The 16,939-nt window shown below is 42.3% G+C and carries 18 protein-coding genes; 9 read left to right on the top strand and 9 right to left on the bottom strand.

The features are described 5' to 3' along the window. Positions 1-2: 2 nt before the first annotated feature. Both L0M98_RS02190 and L0M98_RS02185 read right to left on the bottom strand, forming a co-directional pair. Positions 3-485 (bottom strand): GNAT family N-acetyltransferase, encoded by a 483-nt coding sequence (locus L0M98_RS02190; RefSeq protein WP_227214775.1) that lies wholly within the window; start codon positions 483-485, stop codon positions 3-5. An 11-nt stretch (positions 486-496) separates the two neighbouring features. Beyond that, positions 497-2,170: a hypothetical protein gene (locus tag L0M98_RS02185; RefSeq protein WP_227214774.1), complete on the bottom strand. Its 1,674-nt coding sequence runs from the start codon at positions 2,168-2,170 to the stop codon at positions 497-499. Between the two features lie 134 nt (positions 2,171-2,304). Here L0M98_RS02185 and L0M98_RS02180 point away from each other — a divergent pair, with 134 nt between their 5' ends. Continuing rightward, positions 2,305-2,454: a hypothetical protein gene (locus L0M98_RS02180; protein ID WP_176555077.1), complete on the top strand. Its 150-nt coding sequence runs from the start codon at positions 2,305-2,307 to the stop codon at positions 2,452-2,454. Between the two features lie 3 nt (positions 2,455-2,457). Here the strand turns inward: L0M98_RS02180 and L0M98_RS02175 are convergent, their stop codons facing one another. The 4 genes from L0M98_RS02175 to L0M98_RS02160 are packed head-to-tail and all read right to left on the bottom strand — an operon-like array spanning position 2,458 to position 5,883. Continuing rightward, a complete protein-coding gene (locus tag L0M98_RS02175; protein ID WP_227214773.1) occupies positions 2,458-3,189 on the bottom strand; it encodes an ABC transporter ATP-binding protein in 732 nt (243 codons plus the stop codon). Then, positions 3,179-4,090: a glycine betaine ABC transporter substrate-binding protein gene (locus tag L0M98_RS02170; protein WP_227214772.1), complete on the bottom strand. Its 912-nt coding sequence runs from the start codon at positions 4,088-4,090 to the stop codon at positions 3,179-3,181. Before L0M98_RS02170 ends, L0M98_RS02175 begins: the two co-directional genes overlap by 11 nt. Next, complete coding sequence (locus L0M98_RS02165) at positions 4,087-4,728, bottom strand: ABC transporter permease (RefSeq protein WP_227214771.1); 642 nt, start codon at positions 4,726-4,728, stop codon at positions 4,087-4,089. Before L0M98_RS02165 ends, L0M98_RS02170 begins: the two co-directional genes overlap by 4 nt. An 18-nt stretch (positions 4,729-4,746) precedes the next feature. After that, positions 4,747-5,883 carry a hypothetical protein gene (locus L0M98_RS02160; RefSeq protein ID WP_227214770.1) on the bottom strand — a complete coding sequence of 379 codons (1,137 nt, stop codon included), beginning with the start codon at positions 5,881-5,883 and terminating at the stop codon, positions 4,747-4,749. A gap of 208 nt (positions 5,884-6,091) precedes the next feature. Here L0M98_RS02160 and L0M98_RS02155 point away from each other — a divergent pair, with 208 nt between their 5' ends. From L0M98_RS02155 to L0M98_RS02140, 4 genes are all read left to right on the top strand, one after another. Then, the gene (locus L0M98_RS02155) at positions 6,092-7,000 is read left to right on the top strand and encodes a DUF5996 family protein (RefSeq protein ID WP_186975552.1); all 909 of its coding nucleotides are present in this window, start codon (positions 6,092-6,094) and stop codon (positions 6,998-7,000) included. Positions 7,001-7,093: 93 nt separating this feature from the next. Further along, positions 7,094-8,488, top strand: a complete 1,395-nt coding sequence (gene mnmE / locus L0M98_RS02150) for a tRNA uridine-5-carboxymethylaminomethyl(34) synthesis GTPase MnmE (RefSeq protein WP_227214769.1) — start codon at positions 7,094-7,096, stop codon at positions 8,486-8,488. A gap of 37 nt (positions 8,489-8,525) precedes the next feature. After that, a complete protein-coding gene (locus tag L0M98_RS02145) occupies positions 8,526-8,840 on the top strand; it encodes a TIGR04076 family protein (protein WP_099292564.1) in 315 nt (104 codons plus the stop codon). Positions 8,841-8,851: 11 nt separating this feature from the next. Continuing rightward, positions 8,852-9,385 (top strand): hypothetical protein, encoded by a 534-nt coding sequence (locus tag L0M98_RS02140; protein WP_227214983.1) that lies wholly within the window; start codon positions 8,852-8,854, stop codon positions 9,383-9,385. Between the two features lie 265 nt (positions 9,386-9,650). On the opposite strand, the gene L0M98_RS02135 is transcribed toward L0M98_RS02140, so the two are convergent. The 3 genes from L0M98_RS02135 to L0M98_RS02125 are packed head-to-tail and all read right to left on the bottom strand — an operon-like array spanning position 9,651 to position 11,370. Continuing rightward, positions 9,651-10,298: a hypothetical protein gene (locus tag L0M98_RS02135; RefSeq protein WP_099294567.1), complete on the bottom strand. Its 648-nt coding sequence runs from the start codon at positions 10,296-10,298 to the stop codon at positions 9,651-9,653. A 29-nt stretch (positions 10,299-10,327) separates the two neighbouring features. Next, the gene (locus L0M98_RS02130) at positions 10,328-10,759 is read right to left on the bottom strand and encodes a hypothetical protein (protein ID WP_227214768.1); all 432 of its coding nucleotides are present in this window, start codon (positions 10,757-10,759) and stop codon (positions 10,328-10,330) included. After that, positions 10,756-11,370: a DUF6266 family protein gene (locus L0M98_RS02125; RefSeq protein ID WP_227214767.1), complete on the bottom strand. Its 615-nt coding sequence runs from the start codon at positions 11,368-11,370 to the stop codon at positions 10,756-10,758. The genes L0M98_RS02130 and L0M98_RS02125 overlap by 4 nt, the downstream gene beginning before the upstream one ends. A 1,147-nt stretch (positions 11,371-12,517) precedes the next feature. On the opposite strand from L0M98_RS02125, the gene L0M98_RS02120 reads away from it, so the two are divergent. The 4 genes from L0M98_RS02120 to L0M98_RS02105 all read left to right on the top strand — a co-directional run bounded on the left by L0M98_RS02120 (position 12,518) and on the right by L0M98_RS02105 (position 16,810). Next, complete coding sequence (locus L0M98_RS02120; protein ID WP_227214766.1) at positions 12,518-13,237, top strand: zinc ribbon domain-containing protein; 720 nt, start codon at positions 12,518-12,520, stop codon at positions 13,235-13,237. Positions 13,238-13,315: 78 nt separating this feature from the next. Continuing rightward, positions 13,316-14,296: a hypothetical protein gene (locus L0M98_RS02115; protein WP_222621149.1), complete on the top strand. Its 981-nt coding sequence runs from the start codon at positions 13,316-13,318 to the stop codon at positions 14,294-14,296. Positions 14,297-14,369: 73 nt separating this feature from the next. After that, positions 14,370-15,095, top strand: coding sequence for a hypothetical protein (locus L0M98_RS02110; RefSeq protein WP_227214765.1), 726 nt, complete (start codon positions 14,370-14,372; stop codon positions 15,093-15,095). A 119-nt stretch (positions 15,096-15,214) separates the two neighbouring features. Next, complete coding sequence (locus L0M98_RS02105) at positions 15,215-16,810, top strand: RHS repeat domain-containing protein (RefSeq protein ID WP_227214764.1); 1,596 nt, start codon at positions 15,215-15,217, stop codon at positions 16,808-16,810. The last annotated feature ends 129 nt before the right edge of the window (positions 16,811-16,939 follow it).

Here is a 16,939-nt window from a genome sequence, read left to right as displayed (position 1 = left end):
TTTTACAACTTCAACCGGAAGATATCAGAAACTTGTTTAAACCCGTGATGCTCGAAAAAGCGGTGGGCGGAGTGGTTATTCACTCCCGATTCGAGATAGCAATCCCGTATGCCTTTCGCTTTAAAGTTCTCCGTCGCTTCTTGCAGGAGTTGTTGACCGATACGTTTTCCCCTGTATGCGGGATCGACACTAAGGTCGAAAATCACACCGTAAGGAAATGCGCCGTCGTCCGTGATACCGAAGAGGACAAAACCGATAATATCTTCATCTTCCAAGTAGAGTAATAACGTGTTGGCGGGATCCGCGACTTGGCGGTCGAGGTATTTTAGCCACATTTCCTTGTAATCCGGAGCCAACTCGTTACTGTCGAGTGCAATACCCATTTGTAACTCACCATGTGAGATATAAGCCTTGTGATTCTCGATAATGCGGGAAAAAAATTCGCAAAGGCGTGTCCTGTAATCTGTGGAGTACGTTTTTATCATATACGATGTGTTTAGTTTCTTGATTTCTTACTTATACGTTTCTTTCTTAAATAATGGATAATTACCCGAATCAATACTTTCATACTGAAATAGATTCCGATAGACGTGATTATCACGAGAAGCACGGCGGTAAATACGCCGAACTCCTTGGATATCATCGAGAACACGGGTGCTTCTCCGTTCCCTTCCAGCAACACGCCGAAAAGCGAGGCGATGGAGATAAAGAGAAGGATGTTCTTCGTGCTGTTCGCTTCTTTGAGATCGGCGATATTGTTGGCGTTCGTGAGGGATTTGTCTACCCGCTCGGTAATTTCCTTTAATTGGCGTTCGTCATCCTCGATACGCAATCGACGGCTGGTTTCATGGTACATGTGCTTGTGTGACATGTAGCGAAGGTAACGCACCGAATCAAGTTGCAGGATGATATCCGACAGGCTGATACTCAAGCGGGCGTTTTGCTCGATCATGTCCAGAATCTTGTCGTTGATAATGGTGAAGCCCTGTTGTCCGTCTTTGGAGTCCGTCCTACTGTTTTCCCTGATGGCTTGACGGGAGTTGAAGATGTATTTGTTGAGGACGTAATTGATCGTGTGTTTCTTTGCCAGCAGGATTTCGACCAACACGAGGTATTCCGGCCAACTGACGTGATAACGGTCCCGGCGGGCGAGATGCTTTTTCCAGTCGGTGGGAGCCTCTTTGCCCCGGTTGCCGTACGTGCCGACCACGAGGCTCATGGTTTCGTTCGCGAGCACGAGATCGTCCGTGTCGATGGCAATATTCTTGCCGCACACGTCCTCGAAACTGGAGTCCATGCGATACGGCCATTCTTCCGGGTAGAGCGTCATTAAACCCACGAGTTCCGCTTTGTGACATTGTTCGATGTGTTCGATGACCTGATCCTCTCGCATCCTGTCGAAACGGATACGACCGGAGTGACTAATGGATTCCCAGATGTCGAGGAATATGTAATTGTGATCACCGTATTCGAATTCTTTCTCTTCCTTAGGTTTGTCGTGGTCTTTACACGGTTGCCTGTCAAAGAAATAGCGGTAACGTCGTTGCACTTCCTCGAAGGTAATTCCCTTTGTCCTCACGGTTGTCGGGTGGAAGTTTGACCGTTCGTCCAGATGTAGATCGTTGATGGTGACTATCTTCAAGGAACCGTCTATTTCCTGTCCTTTCAATTTCTTGTTGTACACCCAGTGTTCCACGTGCTGCACGATACCTGCCACGGCGATCAATTGATCGGTATTGAAAGGAACATCCGTTTGACAGAATTTGGAACCGTTGATTCTTCCCGTTTTCGTCACGATAATGCGATAGGATATCTCTACCGTTTTGTTGAAAAAGACGGTAGCCCGCACGTGCACGTGTCCCCACAAGCGTGCGGGTGTCAATCCCCCGATATCGATACAGATATCAAAACCTTTCAAGCGATAGCGTTCGATCTTGGGACCCGTGCGCATTCGATCGTGGGGTGTACCCTCGTCCCACGGGTGGCGCGGGCAGGTGTTGGTAAATAGTTGATTGTCAAAGTTTCCCTCGTTGTCCTTTTTAATAAAAGACTTGACTTCAGGCTTCTCCGAATCGGGAATTTCGATCCCAGGAGAGGTAAAGGTCTGGATCAATATAATGGAAAACTCGTTATATACAAGTCCACATTCACATTGGTTGTAATTTTTCATAGCACCTAGGTTTCGTGCAAATGTAATTATTTCTTGTTGTTTGAAAAAATAATAATGACCGGGAGGTGGGATTGGATTAAATTTCTTAACTTTGTTAAGATATAATGATTTGATGTTGAATAAAATATATGAATATGATGCTAGGAGGTTTAATCGGAATATTTATTACCGTGATTTATATGGCGCTATTCGTCGGGTTTATTATCTTGGGTTGGAATGCTTATCTGGCTCTACGGATATATATCCGGAAAAATAGTGATACAGGAAATAAGACTGACGAATAATCGTCAGCCTTGTACCAGTTCTTGCACGAAAGGCGTTGCCGGGTGGTTTCGAATATTGTCGGGCGTGTCGAATTGTTCGACGTGTCCCTTGTTCATAACCATAACCCGTGTGCCGAGTTTTAACGCTTCTTTTATATCGTGAGTGATGAACACGATAGTAACTCCCAGTTGCTCGTGTATTCGAAGTATCTCGTTCTGAAGCATTTTGCGAGTGATTTCATCGACGGCACCGAACGGTTCATCCATGAGCAATATGTCCGGGTTGGCGGCAAGGGCACGGGCTATGCCCACCCGTTGGCGTTGCCCGCCGGAGAGTTCCGATGGGTATCGGTCGAGCATTTCCTGTTCAAGTCCCACGACATCAATCAATCGTTCCACGGCACGGCGTGTTTTTTCCTTGTCCCGGTGATTTAACAGGCCGGGGACATAGGCAATATTCTTACGGACAGTCATGTGGGGAAACAGTCCGATGCCCTGTATCACGTAACCGATGTTGCGGCGTAATAGAGTCTGGTCTTCTTTCGAGATATCCTTTCCGTCCACGTAAATAATCCCGAAAGTGGGAGATATCAACCCGTTGATTAGTTTCAGAACCGTGGTTTTCCCCGAACCGGAGCTCCCGATAATGGTCAGAAATTCACCTCGTCGGATTTCCATGTTAAAGTCATTCAGAATCTCCCGTTCCTCGTATGACTTCGTGACGTGTTCAAAACGAATAGCTATATCATTTCCCATGGTTATCTTGTTTTAGCAGACCTTTCTTTTGCAGAAATTCGGCGGCAACTTCCCGTTCGGAACGATGTTTCACGTCCACCTCGTGGTTCATACCCGCCATTTCAGAATCGGTCAGTATACCTTTCATCTTTTCTAAAATACCTTCCAGTTCGGGATGTTCTTTCAGGGTTTCTTCCCGTACTACCGTGGCGCAATAATAGGAGGGGAAGAAATGTTTGTCATCATCCAGCACGGTTAGGTTGGCTCCACTCAATTGACCGTCGGTGGTGAATATGTTCATGACATCGATGTTGCCCGACTTGATAGCCTCGTATTTCAACCCGATATCCATATCCAGATTCTTTTTGAACTTTATGTCATAATAAGCGCAGAGGTCGGTGTAACCGTCGTTGATCTCGTAAAAGTCGTACTCCGCGCCGAAAATAAACCGATCGGGATAACGTGCCAGATCGGAGAAGGTTTTCAAGTGATATTTTTCCGCCGCGTCATTGCTGACAGCCAGACTGTAAGCGTTGTTGAAGCCGTAGGGAGCCACCCATTTCAACCCGTACTCCCGCGAGTATTCTTTTTGCAGCTCGGCGTATAGCTCGTCCGGTGGCAGCAGGGTGTCTTTTTTCAGAATCACGAGCCATCCCGTACCCGTGTATTCCGGGTAAAGGTCGAAATCTCCCTTGACTATCGCCGGGTGAATATTGCTCGTGCCGCCGCCTACGCCTTTGGTAATCTTCACGTGAAGGTCTGAATTTTCTTCGATCAGCAGCGAGAGCATTTCTCCGAGAATGAATTGCTCGGTCATGGGCTTCGTGGCGATATAAATGGTATCTTTTTTCTGCCCGCATCCCCACGGTAAGACTAGCCCGATAATCACCGCAAGTGAATAATATTTCATGTATCTTTTCATATTAGTTTACGTTTTCTTTTTATGTATTTTTCATAGCGTCCCACGCTCCAGTCCGCCAACAAGGCAAGCAGGGCGATGAGCAAACTTCCGGCAATGGTCATGGCGGAATTGTTCGTGGTGATACCCCGGTAGATGGCAACGCCCAATCCGCCCGCCCCGATAAAAGCGGCAATACCCGTGAGGGCAATCGTCATGACGACCATGTTGCGTATCCCCGACAAAATCACGGGGAATGCCAACGGTACCTGTATCTTGTAAAGTATCTGGAACGTGGTACTTCCCATGCCCCGTGCCGCCTCGATGATCTCCCGGTCAATACCCGTGATGCCCGTGTAAGTGTTATGTACCATGGGCAGGAGGGCGTATATCGAGAGAGCGATAATGGCTGTCATGTTGCCGATGCCCGAGAACGGGATCAGAAACCCGAACAGGGCTATCGACGGTATCGTGTAAATAAAATTCGTGAGTCCCAGTATCGTGGACGAGCTTTTCCGGTAAAGGCTGATCAATATACCCAACCCCAACCCGATAATGGCGGCAACCGCGATGGATACCAGTGATATCTGGAGGTGTTCTCCCGTGAGGCTCAAGAAAAAACGCCAGCGCTCGACGTATAACGTGTAAATCTCTTTTATCATCCTGTTTTGTTTTTGTTATTAAAAATAGTAACCCACGTTCACGTTGAAACGTGCATGCCACGAGTTACTTTCACCTCCGGCACCGAAACCGTTCCAATCGGGTCCCAGCCACCCGTGATTCTTGCCCATGGCGTAATCAACGTATATGATGACAGGATTACAGTCCAACATTCCCCCGGTGACATTCTGGAAACTGTCCTTGAAATCGTTGTTTTGTTTTTGCAGGCACCCGAAGTCGTTGTATATTTGTATTTTCTTTAGAAACTTGCGGTTTACGGGGAAAGTATATCCGGCACTCAACATGTAGATGTTCGCTTTCGCGGCAACGAGGTAGGGTGCCCCATAGGCGGTCATGGATATGACCTCATCGTCATCGTCCGCGGCGTTTTTAGGGTGCATGGCGTAGGTCGTTACTTGCGCTTTCAGGCTTACCTGTTGCCATAGCAGTTCGTAATGCAAAGCGAGAGCGTAGTGCGTGCCGTTCTTCCGTCTGTCGAGGTTGTAGAGTTGACCGAACTCTGCCGAAGCTCCCAGTCGTTGCCGGGAGTTTTTCCCGAATTTATAGAATGCCTGCCCGTTAAACTGGTTTATCTCCTTGTTGCGTCCTGCCACGTCATAACCGTAACGGTCGTCCGAAGTTTCGTTGTCCGAGCCGAAAAGCAATTCATCGGCATTCTTGAAAAAGGCAAAAGCGAGATCCCAACGCTCGCCGGTGTGGAGATATTTGATACCCATGTCCGAATCATCTTCCAGACCGACATAATAGGCTATCTGCAAAAAGAAGTTATGGGAGGCTACGGGTTGTATCCCGAAAGGTACGCCTGTCAGACCGACTTGTATCTGGTTATTCGCGTTAAACCGGTAACCGATCCACCCGTATTTCAGCATGGGACCACCGAAATCTTTGCTGTAAAAGCGATAGTCGGCACTCAAAATAATATCGCGGTAAGAACCCGTCAATTTGAGGTATAACACGTCAAACCCGAAATCCCCGCCCCGGTCACGATGTCCTGCTTTCCAGTCACAGAAATTGTAGTTAAAGCGTAAAGCCCCGCCTAATTTGAATTTCGGGAGTTCCCTTTCTTTTTCTTGCGCGGGAAGTGAAACCGCACTAAACAGTATCCATATTATCAGTAAGAGTTTTTTGTTTTTCATTACACCCATCTTTTATCGTTTTTGGTGTATAACGGAAATTAAGTGAATTAGGTTTGCTTAAAATTATACTTTGTTTGCATAGTACTCGTGAAGGTAACCAAACAGCAGAAAAGTAAAACCATTTTAGGGTATTCCCGTTAAAGGAACAAGAACAGGGAGGGAAATAATACAATTTATGACCTGTGACTTTAAGATAAAATAGAAGATTATGGATAAGAAATTTTTGAATTACACGGATTGGCAACAGACAGCTGACACGGTACACATGTACTTGCAAATGTTGGGTAAAGTGAAACTCGTGCGCTGCCACCAACGTCCGGAATGGGCACACGTGCGTTTATATCTCTCGATAGAAGGACTTTCCACGGGAATTATCCCCGGGGACGATTCTCCTTTTGAGATACAGGCTGACTTCATGAAACACATGATTATTTTCCGCAACGGGAACGGGAAAACGGTGCATTTTGATTTACACGACGGGCTTTCCGTGGCTGAATTTTATAAACAGTTTATGAAATCACTGGAAGAGATCGGTTCCCCGACAACGATCAACGTGAGAGCGCAGGAATTTTACGATCCGGTAGATTTCGACAAGGACACGAAACACCACCATTACAACAGGGAAGCGGTACATTTGTGGCATCAGAACCACCTTTTCGCTCACGAGGCATTACGGGGCTTTCTGTCCCGTTTCCGGGGGAAAGTGGACGGTCCGGCGTACTATTTCGGTACGATGGATCTCACGGGTATCGTGTACAGTGGCGAATCGGCTCCTTTTGGTATGAACAAACCCATTTCCGATCATGCTTTCGACGAACGTTATTTCGAGTGCGGCTTCTGGCCGGGTGATCCGAATTATCCCCGTCCCGCTTTTTACGGCTTGCCTTACCCGTTTATCAGTGATTTGAGAGGTAACGATCATTTGATTCGTCCTGCTATGGCAATCTTCAAACCCGGTAAGAAAGAATTTTTCTTGACACTGGAAGATGCTTTGGCCTACGATGATCCCTTTGATGCCGTGCGGCAATTCCTGCAATCGAGCTTCGATATCATGCAGAAGATTCACCCGTGGCAACATTTGGACTGGATAACGACACCACTAACATACGCTAATTAGTTCTTTTCCCGAGGGAATCCTTTCTTGTAACGAGAAAAGATTGGTTTTGTTTGTTCCGGATTAAAAGTTTACCTTCGCGGAAAAGGTACGTTTATGATAGATCAATCCGTGATATGTGCAATAGCAACCGCCCCCGGCATGGGAGCATTAGCTGTGATCCGGCTTTCGGGTAAAGGTAGTATTGAACTCTGTGAGCGGCTGTTTGTTTCGCCATCAGGGAAACGACTGGCGGCAGCACGCCCGAATACCGTGCATTTCGGCAAAATCATGGAAGGAGAGGAGATGATCGACGAAGTTCTGGTTACCGTTTTCCGTGCCCCGCACTCCTTCACGGGTGAAGATTCTATCGAGATATCCTGTCATGGTTCCGTCTATATCCAACAGCGTCTGTTGCAGTTGCTGATTACTTCCGGAGCCCGTTTGGCCACTCCCGGGGAATTTACGCAACGGGCATTCTTGAATGGTAAAATGGATCTGTCACAAGCGGAAGCCGTGGCAGACCTGATTGCCTCGTCCTCGTCAGCCGCCCATAAAATGGCACTAAACCAGATGCGGGGTGGCTTTTCCGACGAATTGATGAAATTGCGTATGGAACTTTTGCGTGTTACTTCATTGCTTGAATTGGAACTCGATTTCTCGGAAGAGGATGTCGAGTTTGCCGACCGCTCCGAACTACGTTCCATTGCGGTGGGTATCGATACCTTGATTTCCCACTTGTGTGATTCCTTTTCTTTGGGTAACGTGCTCAAGAATGGTATTCCGGTCGCTATCGTCGGGAACACGAACGTGGGGAAAAGTACCTTGCTGAATGCCCTTCTTCGGGAAGACCGGGCTATTGTTTCCGATATCGAAGGAACCACCCGTGACGTCATCGAGGACACGATCAACCTGCAAGGTATCACCTTCCGTTTTATCGACACCGCGGGTATCCGCCATACCGACGATAAAGTGGAAGCCATGGGAATCGAGCGCACTTTCTCCAAAATAGAACAAGCCCGCGTAGTGCTACTTCTTGTCGATACGACCAAAGATATCTCGAACTTTGTCCCGTATTATACCCGTGTCAAAGAACGTCTGGCTACCGATGCCCGCCTGCTGATCCTTCTCAACAAAATCGACTGTTTCCAAACCTCGGATTCCCTCGTGGCTGAAATTGCCGCCCTCTCTTCCGGTGAACCCATTCTGCCCATCTCCGCGAAGACAGGGTACAAGATCCCCGACCTAGTGGAACAGCTTGTTGCTACCGTCAACATCAACGCCCTTTCCTCCGGCGACGTTATTGTCAGTAACGCCCGCCACTACGAAGCCCTATCCCGCGCCCGCTCCGCTATCGAACGTGTCATTTCCGGTCTGGACTCTCACCTTAGCGGTGAATTTATCTCCCAAGACATCCGCGAATGCCTCCATTACCTCGGCGAAATCACCGGACAAATTACAACGGATGAAGTGCTGGGGAATATATTCAAGAACTTCTGCATCGGGAAATAAACCCGTATTATTAACGATTATCATCGATATCATAGTTATGAAAAAGTGTAAAATTACCGTTATGAGAATAGCTTGCTATCAAGATTTGATGGCAAAGTATGAGAATCCTATGGAACATGCTTGTGATATGAAAGAAGGACAAATTTTCATAGCTAATGGTTGGAAGAAGCCCGAAGGTATGTGCGATAGTGCTTGGGAGAGCATGTCTTCTTTTGTAATGACTTTAGCGCATGGCGGAGGTAATTTTTATAACGGGTGGATGAAAAATGAGAAATCAGCCATGATATCGTGCAATGACGGTTTTCGTCCTGTTAGTTTTTTGATTGAGGCATTGGAAGAAGAGGCCGAATGAGGGGTATTCAAATGGATTTCAAAACTAAACTATCTCGGCGTGTCGGAATGGATGATATTCGTGAGATTCTTTTTCTTGTCGAGAGTGATGACAGTCAAAAGCAGAAATTGTATGATTTAATTATCGGTGATGATGGGGTTATCGGTTATCACGCGGCGTGGGTTTTTACTCATTTTTCACCGGAAAACAGAAAGTGGTTGTACGGGAAACAGGATGAATTGATAGATGAAGTATTAGCTTGTAAACATGGGGGAAAACGGAGGGTAATTCTTTGTTTGCTCTATCAGATGCCACTAACAAATCCGCCAAGGGTGGATTTTCTTGATTTCTGTTTGGAAAAAATGATGTCGTGTCAGGAATTACCGGGGGTAAGATCGCTTTGTATGAAATTGGCTTATGAATTATGTCTTTCAATTCCTGAATTGATGCGAGAATTAAAAATGGCACTTACGATAATGGAAGTTGATACATTACCATCTATGCGAACTGTTCGAAAGAATGTGCTGAAAGCGATGGGGAGAGGGAAAAGTTTGCAAACTTTCTGATTGAGCAATTTGTTAGTAAGCTAATTATCTTGTGATTGTTATCAGGGAACGTTTTCAAGAACGAACATATCATTCATTGCTTTTGTGCTTAATTATAGTTCTGTTATCAGTATTGATAACCTTTTCGGCTCAAATGCAAGTAAAATTTGATAAAGTCAGCTCAATTTAAGTCGATAAATTTACAAGAATATAGCTAACTAGAATAAAGTCGCTGATATTCAGCGACTTTACTTATAATGTAAACGAGTGTGGTAAAATCACCGAATTACTCCACGTGCGTGTACCAACTACCGGAAAAATCAAGTTGATTTTCCCCGGCAAAAAAGATATACACGTGTGCCGTGCAGCCGATAGATTCGTCAAGAGTGAATTCCCCTTGCAAATCTCCCCGGCAGCCATTCACTTCCGGGGCTAATCGGGGTGAGCGTGTCAAGTTGTCGTACAAGACGCCAACTTGCATTTTGTCCGTTGCCGCCGCGGTTTTCCACTCTCTTTCTTCTTCCCATGTCACGAGGAAACGATTGCCTTCCCGCTTTATTTGTAAATCACGGGGCAATGCCAGTTTCCCCACGGTGAACACGAATCCCTCGAAGTCCGTGATTTCGCCTGTTCCGTCAAAACAACGGAAATTGGTCGAGTTGAACAAATTGGGGGCTATTTTCCCTTGTGCCTTGGCGGCAGTACGCCACACGGTAGGGGATACCTGTTTCATGTATTCCTTGTAAAACAGTTGTACTGCCTTGAAACGGGTGATTATCTCCTGTTGCTTGGGCGTGTGCCCTTCCACTTCCCATTTCCTTTTTTTCCCGGGAATGGCATATCGTTTGACGTGCGTTTCGCCATTCCACGTGTAATAAATCATGTTGCCTCTTCTGCCACGGATTTTGCCGTTAAAAAAATCGAATATTTTCATAATAAGATACTTGATTTTGTTAGTTGTCTTCATATTTCCTCCTCCGGTTCCAAGTACTGTGCTTGAGAAACTTCCGTTTTATCCGCTTTCGTCGCGAACGTGTACACGACTAAGTCTTCTCGCTTCACCCCATATTGCAGCGTCATGAACACAGAACCGTATTCTTCCCGGTTACGAAGCTGTATTAATTGCCAATCACCTGATTCTTTTTCCAACAACACGCCGTACACTAAATCATCCGCGTAAGCATTTTTCTCGTCTTCCATTCCTGTTTGCGTGAAAACAAGCTTGTTTGTCATGCTGTTGTAGCTAAGCGTCACATTCGGAACTGCTAATGTTCCATTCGTGCGAAGCAGGCGTTTGTAGTCAGCCATAACCGTATCCTCGTCCGATTGACGGAGTGCATTCGTGAACGAGAAGGGGAGTCCCGTTTCCGGAACTCCCTTTTCAACATTCGTCATGCTTCTTCCTCCAATTCTAAAAACTGTGACTTGGAAGCTTTCTTTTTGTTTGCACTCAGCGCGAACGTGTACACGATCAGGTTTTCTTTCTTCCACCCTTGCGGTAACGCTGCAGAAGTGGAACCTCCTTCACCTCGAACGCGAAGCTGCACCAATCGGCAAAAGCCTTTTTCTTTCTCCAGTAACACGCCGTACACGAGGTCATCTGCGTTGCAATTCACCTCTTCCTCCATGGCTGTTTGCACGAAGGCAAGTTTGCTATTTGCGGTTTGGTAGCTAACTGTCACATCCGGAACCACGAGTTGTCCATTTGCGCAGAGCAGGTGTTCGTAGTCAACCGTGATGATGTCGCCTTCCACCGTACAAATGTCCTTGTTCAGGTGATGGAATGCATTTCTCGCTAAAAGTCCCCTTTTGCGCTGCGGAAAACCGATAACGATTGCCGGTTGCAGATTTTGTGTTAATTCTACTAACATTCCGAACCTTTTCCGTTGTTCAACGGCGGCAGGAGAATCGGAACTTTTCCTCTCCGCACCTTTTCTTCTCGCGATATTATCGCTGTATCGCATATAATACGATACTTTACCTACGGAGCCAATAATGGCACCCAAAAGGTCTGTGAATATTTTAGCTATAATAAATAAATTTTAGCTATTAATACTACCGTGATAACTCATTTCCTTTAGAGCGGATAAACTGTTTTCACGATAAACAGCCTCAACGCCATTTAAGTAATTTTGAAGACAAGCAAACGGCACAAAGTAAAAACCGTTTTAATATCACGCAATAAGCAGTTATCGTCTTCAGTAGTAAATCGCCAAGTATTTTGCTAAAGGCAAAAGGGCATTTTGTATTGACTCAATAATATGAATCAATGTTGATGGAGTATTTTTCAACGTGACAAAGATCAATAAAAATAATCACATTGCAAAGAAAATCTGGTATTATTTTAAAAATAAATTTTCCAATTTCCCTTCTAGTAGGTCGAAGTATTTGATTACGTGCATCGAAGTCCGTATCGTGGTAAAGAGTTTTTCCGGGGAATTATACGCGTGATTGATTTGGGAATATCCCGGATTTTTCCTAATATTGTGTCGTTAATAAAATAAGTCAAACCAAAACATCAGGAAGGAAGAAACAGACATTTGAACTAAAATATTGTTGAACGGACAGGATATTATTCGATAAAGCAAAATCTGGTAAATTTTAATGACTATGAATAATAAGCCGAATCACGTTCCACACCCGTTCGGGCGTGGACTGTTTTCGCTTTTATAGTCATAGGTTTACCAGAACCTTGCTTATCAAGAGTGCTAGCAGTTTCACGCTCTCTTTATGTCCTTCCACTTAGAAACGTTATAAACAGTACCGGAAAGTTCATCTAGGACAGCGGTTTTGCAATAAATTACTACTTTTGTTACACGGCTACCCCGATGAGCGTTTGATGGATTCTGAAAATTGATTACATTTGTATAATTATTCGGGATAATACCCGGGTAACGAAAATGTGAAATATTTGAAGCGTTTAGTTTTATCCTTGTTTTGAAAATCGCCAATTTACGAAGCAGAAGGGTAAACAGTACAAACGTTCATGCTTGCCATATAGAAATCTACTCTATATTTGGTTTAGCGTGGGGTAGCTGTTTATTTCTGCAAAGGTGTTTGGCGATACCTCAAAACAAATAAACTGAAAGTTCCCACGCTTCTCTTTTATTATAAATTTACCACAGGGAACGTTGGTATGTAAAAATCGCAATTATGGCAACTAGAAAATGTCCTTACTGTGGTAAGATTGGTGATGCTAGAACTTCCGTGTGTCACTTTTGTAAGGGAAGGTTGACAGGCTCACCGGAATCTGAATCTAGTCAAGATCACGTTTTACAACTTCCACGGGTTTATTATGATTGGGGATGGGTATTATTACTGATATTTCTGATCGCCTTAGTAGTAACTAGGATTAAAGGTGGACTGGAAGTTACTTCTGCTTTGTTACTTTTTATAGTTGGGTGGAGATTTGCTTTGTTGGACAAGTACATATATAATTTTCAACAAAAAATTGGAGCGTTGAAAGCATTTCCTTGGTTTTATTGGTTGTTGGGTACGTTAATATTTATAACAGATGGAAGAATTTTGCAAGATGGTATCACAGCCATAGATGTACTTGTTATCGTATCAGGAATTGGAAGCATTGTCTGTGGTTTTATTGTCAGTTGGCAATTAATAAAATTCAAATATGACATTACTGGAGGTATAAAAGCTTTAGGGTACTTTCTTTTTGTAAGTAACTTCATTTCTTTTTTAGTACTATTTTTATTACTAGTACAATATTTTGTCAATGAAGACATTACCGATTTTGATAAAATTATACTGTGTAGTTATATATTTCTTTCTATGGGTACGATTCATTTTATTATGAATATTTTTTATAAAGCACGTTGTTACAACAATAATGAGTATTCCCGAACTACATTTTTATAACGAGTAGTTGATAATTAAGACAACATAAATGTTGTATGATTATATTATTTGAGAACGTTTAAATAACTAATAGCAATTATGGAAACTAAAAATTGTCCTTACTGTGGTGAAACAATCAATGCGGAAGCTTCTAAATGTCGTTTTTGTAAGGAATGGCTGACAGGCTCACCGGAAATATCGGTTTCTTCTGAGATCGAATCCCATTACAATCATTTATTGCAACTTCCTCAAGGCAGTTATTATTGGGGATGGGTACTAGTACTGATATTCTTAATCTCCCTCGTGGTAACCAAAATTGAAGGTGGACTGGATATTACATCTGCATTATTACTTTTCCTTGTTGGATGGGGATTTGTTCTGCTAGACAAATACATGGATAATTTCCAGCAAAAAATTGTAATATTGAAAATACTTCCTTTTTTTTATTGGGTAATGGGTGTATTAACTTTTATATCGGCTGGAAGTACTTTACAAGATGATACTACAATCATAGATATGATTACTATTGTAGTAGGGATAGGGAGTTTGGTCTGTGAGTTAATCGCCAGTTGGCAGTTAATGAAATTCAAATATGATATTGTTGGTGGTATAAAAACTTTAGGAATCTATCTTTTCATCATTAATCTTATTTTGATCTTCGTGTTACTTCTATTGTTGTTGTTATCTTCATTAAATGAAGATGTAACTGATTTTGTCGAAATTAACTTATGGTGTGGTATATTTTTTTCTGTTATTACAGTATTTTTTATTATGAACATTTTCTATAAAGCACGTCGTTACAACAAAACTGGGTTTGATGATGATGGGCATCCTCGACCTAAATTTGTACAACGAAATATTCGAGGAAGTAATAAAAAGGGGGTGGCTGGTTTTGTTTTGGCTCTGTTTGGATTATTGATAGGTTGGGTACCCGTGCTGGGGTGGATATTATGGATTCTAGGACTAATCTTCTCTTCTTTGGGAATGTCGAAACAACCTAAAGGTTTGGCTGTAGCTGGGTTTGTTATTTCTTGTATCGCTGTGATTATTATTATCGCTGTGAGTAAAAACTTACATTAGTTTTGGAAATTATCAATAATATATAGCTCATATTTTGTCATTCGAGAACGTTGATATTTAATAAATTGCACTTATGGAAATAAAAAAATGTCCTTATTGTGGTGAAACAATTAACGCAGGAGCTTCCAAATGTCGCTTTTGTATGGAATGGTTAATAACCCCCCAGGAAGAATTGATTTCACCAGAAATTTCATCTCACCATAATTATTTGTTGCAACTTCCACAAGGTAGTTATTATTGGAAATGGGGATTATTAATGATATTCTTGGTCCCTTTTATAGAAGGTGGGGCGATTATTGTATCTGCTATGTTTTCTTTTATGCTGGGATGGGGATTTTTCATGTTAAACAAATATATGTGTAACTTTCAACAAAAAATCAAGATGTTACAGGTACTTCCTTGTTTTTATTTGTTGATAAGTATACTAATATTGTTAATAAATAGAAATATCTCGGGAGGATTACTTGTTGTCATAAGCGAGATTTCTATGATATTGGGGATTGGAGGCATGGTCTGTGGGCTTATTGCTGGTTGGCAATTGATGGAATTTAGGCATGATTTTGTGAAAGGTATGAAAAGTTTAGGAATATTTATTTTTATAAGTAATCTCATTTTAATTTTCATATTACTATTGTCATTATATATGACAATTAATTACTGGAAATTATATAATGAAACGATATATTTAAGTGGTGCATTCTTTTGTATCACGGTACTTTTTATCATGAATGTCTTCTATAAAGCACGCCGTTACAATGAAACAATAAATACAGAAACGGATGAAATTGAAAAAACATGAACCTCGGGCATTATCATGTTAATGATTAATAAGGAAAAGAGAAACATTATTTTATCATCGATACAATCTTGTTCGTAGTGTAACGGCTATTTATAAATACAAAATAATACATTGAGATTATGAAACGCTATCTTGTTATTTTTATTTCATTAATGGTATTACCATATTTTATTTTCGCGCAGAAAAATGAAAAAATATATCGGAATAATATTTCGTTACTCACACGTACGCCACTTGTTCGTAACGGTGTACAGGGTACACAAATCCTAATAGAAAAATACAGTAATTTCCACATGAATTTTGAAGAAATTGTCATAGAGAATAATCGTAATGTGGCATATTACTCTTACGAAGGCAATCGTATTTTATGGGATGTCAATATCTTTGATGCGACGTTGACTTTGTACTTCTATGACTCTAATAATCTTTTGTACAAGGACGAATCCTATTCGTTAAAATCCACACTATTATTAAACGTCGTGAATAGTATTTCGGCGATGAGTTCCTTGAAAAAACAAAAGATTCGTCAATACAATTATAACGCTCAACGACAGGTAACAAGTATCGTTTCTATTCATCCCAACGGGAACAAGCGAATAGAAACTTACAAGTATGATAACAAGGGACGCCTCTCCGCCGTACTAGAGGACGGAGAAACAATTCGGGAATACAGGTATGATGAAACTGACAATCTTACGAGAGAAACAGAAATATCCCGAACTTCTTATAAAGACCAGACCGGGATTTACAGGGGAGGAAAACAGTATTTTTATAAAGGCGGGCAAATTGTAGAGTCTTGCAAAACAAGTCAAGCCACGTTATGGGGTAAAATAACTCAAATAAGAGCATCGAAATCATCAACTCTTTTGGCGGATATGATTGGTAAGCCTTTTCCTATAACGTCAGAGGGAGCACTCGGAGAGTTAATAGCGAATAGAATGCTTATCGGAGAAGTGGATATAGACTATAAAATGGTAGTTACTCGAAAAAATAATGAGCCTGAAACCAAAGAAGAGTTTGTTACATACGAATATGAAATGAATTCTCACGGTAATTGGGAAACACGTTACACACGATCTTCAACCGATGGCAAAATACAGAAGATTGCCAAAAGGGAATACCGTAGTTTATCTTCTGTACAACAAGAGATACAAGAACAGGAGAGAGAGAAGCTAGCTGTCATAGAACGAAAAGCCCGGGAAGATTCTATCAGGCAGGCTCGTCAAGATTCAATAAAGCAAGCAAGAATCCGAGAAGATTCTATAAGTCTAGCTAGACAGAAGCATATAAGTGATTCTATAAGATTAGCAAAAAGTATTCAGCGTATTCAACGTGCGGCATTGTTGGAGTTAGTTAAAAATATAGAAAATGGTGATAAAGAGCTTCAGCAATTATACAGTAATAGAAATATACTCGTCGAAGGTTTTCGGAATAGTGATGGTTCTCTCGTTCGTGCCAAGAATAAATTATATAAAGTCTATAATGCAATATACCAAGCAAGTGAAGTGTGTCGTAGAAATGCTCGTAATAAGAATTTTGCTGGTGTAATAGATGAAAAATTCCTGCGAGATGTTCAAATTATTCAGCAAAATATGAGAAAGTTTCGGAAAGCAAAAACTAAGTTGGTCGAGAAAAAATTGGATAACATGGATTCTTTAGAAGATGAAATAGAATTTTTGAAAAAAGAGGCCTTAACTTTGCTCCCGAGTGAATAATATTATTGGATTCATCATCCCTCACCGAGGAATTGAAAATTTAATTTCGTTGATAATCAAAAACTTTAATACATAAAAGAATTGAAGCTATATTTTCATGATAACGGGGAAAATAAAATATTTATACTA

This window comes from Butyricimonas sp. DFI.6.44 (assembly GCF_022132345.1).
In the GTDB taxonomy this organism is placed as follows: domain Bacteria; phylum Bacteroidota; class Bacteroidia; order Bacteroidales; family Marinifilaceae; genus Butyricimonas; species Butyricimonas muris.
Note: the sequence above shows the minus strand (reverse complement) of the source record. Positions and strands in the feature narration are given on the sequence as shown.

What these genes read in the sequence shown, in the direction of transcription:
- L0M98_RS02190 (WP_227214775.1), bottom strand. Translation starts at nt 485, where the DNA reads ATGATAAAAACGTACTCCACAGATTACAGGACACGCCTTTGCGAATTT.
- L0M98_RS02185 (WP_227214774.1), bottom strand. Translation starts at nt 2,170, where the DNA reads ATGAAAAATTACAACCAATGTGAATGTGGACTTGTATATAACGAGTTT.
- L0M98_RS02180 (WP_176555077.1), top strand. Translation starts at nt 2,305, where the DNA reads ATGATGCTAGGAGGTTTAATCGGAATATTTATTACCGTGATTTATATG.
- L0M98_RS02175 (WP_227214773.1), bottom strand. Translation starts at nt 3,189, where the DNA reads ATGGGAAATGATATAGCTATTCGTTTTGAACACGTCACGAAGTCATAC.
- L0M98_RS02170 (WP_227214772.1), bottom strand. Translation starts at nt 4,090, where the DNA reads ATGAAAAGATACATGAAATATTATTCACTTGCGGTGATTATCGGGCTA.
- L0M98_RS02165 (WP_227214771.1), bottom strand. Translation starts at nt 4,728, where the DNA reads ATGATAAAAGAGATTTACACGTTATACGTCGAGCGCTGGCGTTTTTTC.
- L0M98_RS02160 (WP_227214770.1), bottom strand. Translation starts at nt 5,883, where the DNA reads ATGAAAAACAAAAAACTCTTACTGATAATATGGATACTGTTTAGTGCG.
- L0M98_RS02155 (WP_186975552.1), top strand. Translation starts at nt 6,092, where the DNA reads ATGGATAAGAAATTTTTGAATTACACGGATTGGCAACAGACAGCTGAC.
- mnmE (WP_227214769.1), top strand. Translation starts at nt 7,094, where the DNA reads ATGATAGATCAATCCGTGATATGTGCAATAGCAACCGCCCCCGGCATG.
- L0M98_RS02145 (WP_099292564.1), top strand. Translation starts at nt 8,526, where the DNA reads ATGAAAAAGTGTAAAATTACCGTTATGAGAATAGCTTGCTATCAAGAT.
- L0M98_RS02140 (WP_227214983.1), top strand. Translation starts at nt 8,852, where the DNA reads ATGGATTTCAAAACTAAACTATCTCGGCGTGTCGGAATGGATGATATT.
- L0M98_RS02135 (WP_099294567.1), bottom strand. Translation starts at nt 10,298, where the DNA reads ATGAAAATATTCGATTTTTTTAACGGCAAAATCCGTGGCAGAAGAGGC.
- L0M98_RS02130 (WP_227214768.1), bottom strand. Translation starts at nt 10,759, where the DNA reads ATGACGAATGTTGAAAAGGGAGTTCCGGAAACGGGACTCCCCTTCTCG.
- L0M98_RS02120 (WP_227214766.1), top strand. Translation starts at nt 12,518, where the DNA reads ATGGCAACTAGAAAATGTCCTTACTGTGGTAAGATTGGTGATGCTAGA.
- L0M98_RS02115 (WP_222621149.1), top strand. Translation starts at nt 13,316, where the DNA reads ATGGAAACTAAAAATTGTCCTTACTGTGGTGAAACAATCAATGCGGAA.
- L0M98_RS02110 (WP_227214765.1), top strand. Translation starts at nt 14,370, where the DNA reads ATGGAAATAAAAAAATGTCCTTATTGTGGTGAAACAATTAACGCAGGA.
- L0M98_RS02105 (WP_227214764.1), top strand. Translation starts at nt 15,215, where the DNA reads ATGAAACGCTATCTTGTTATTTTTATTTCATTAATGGTATTACCATAT.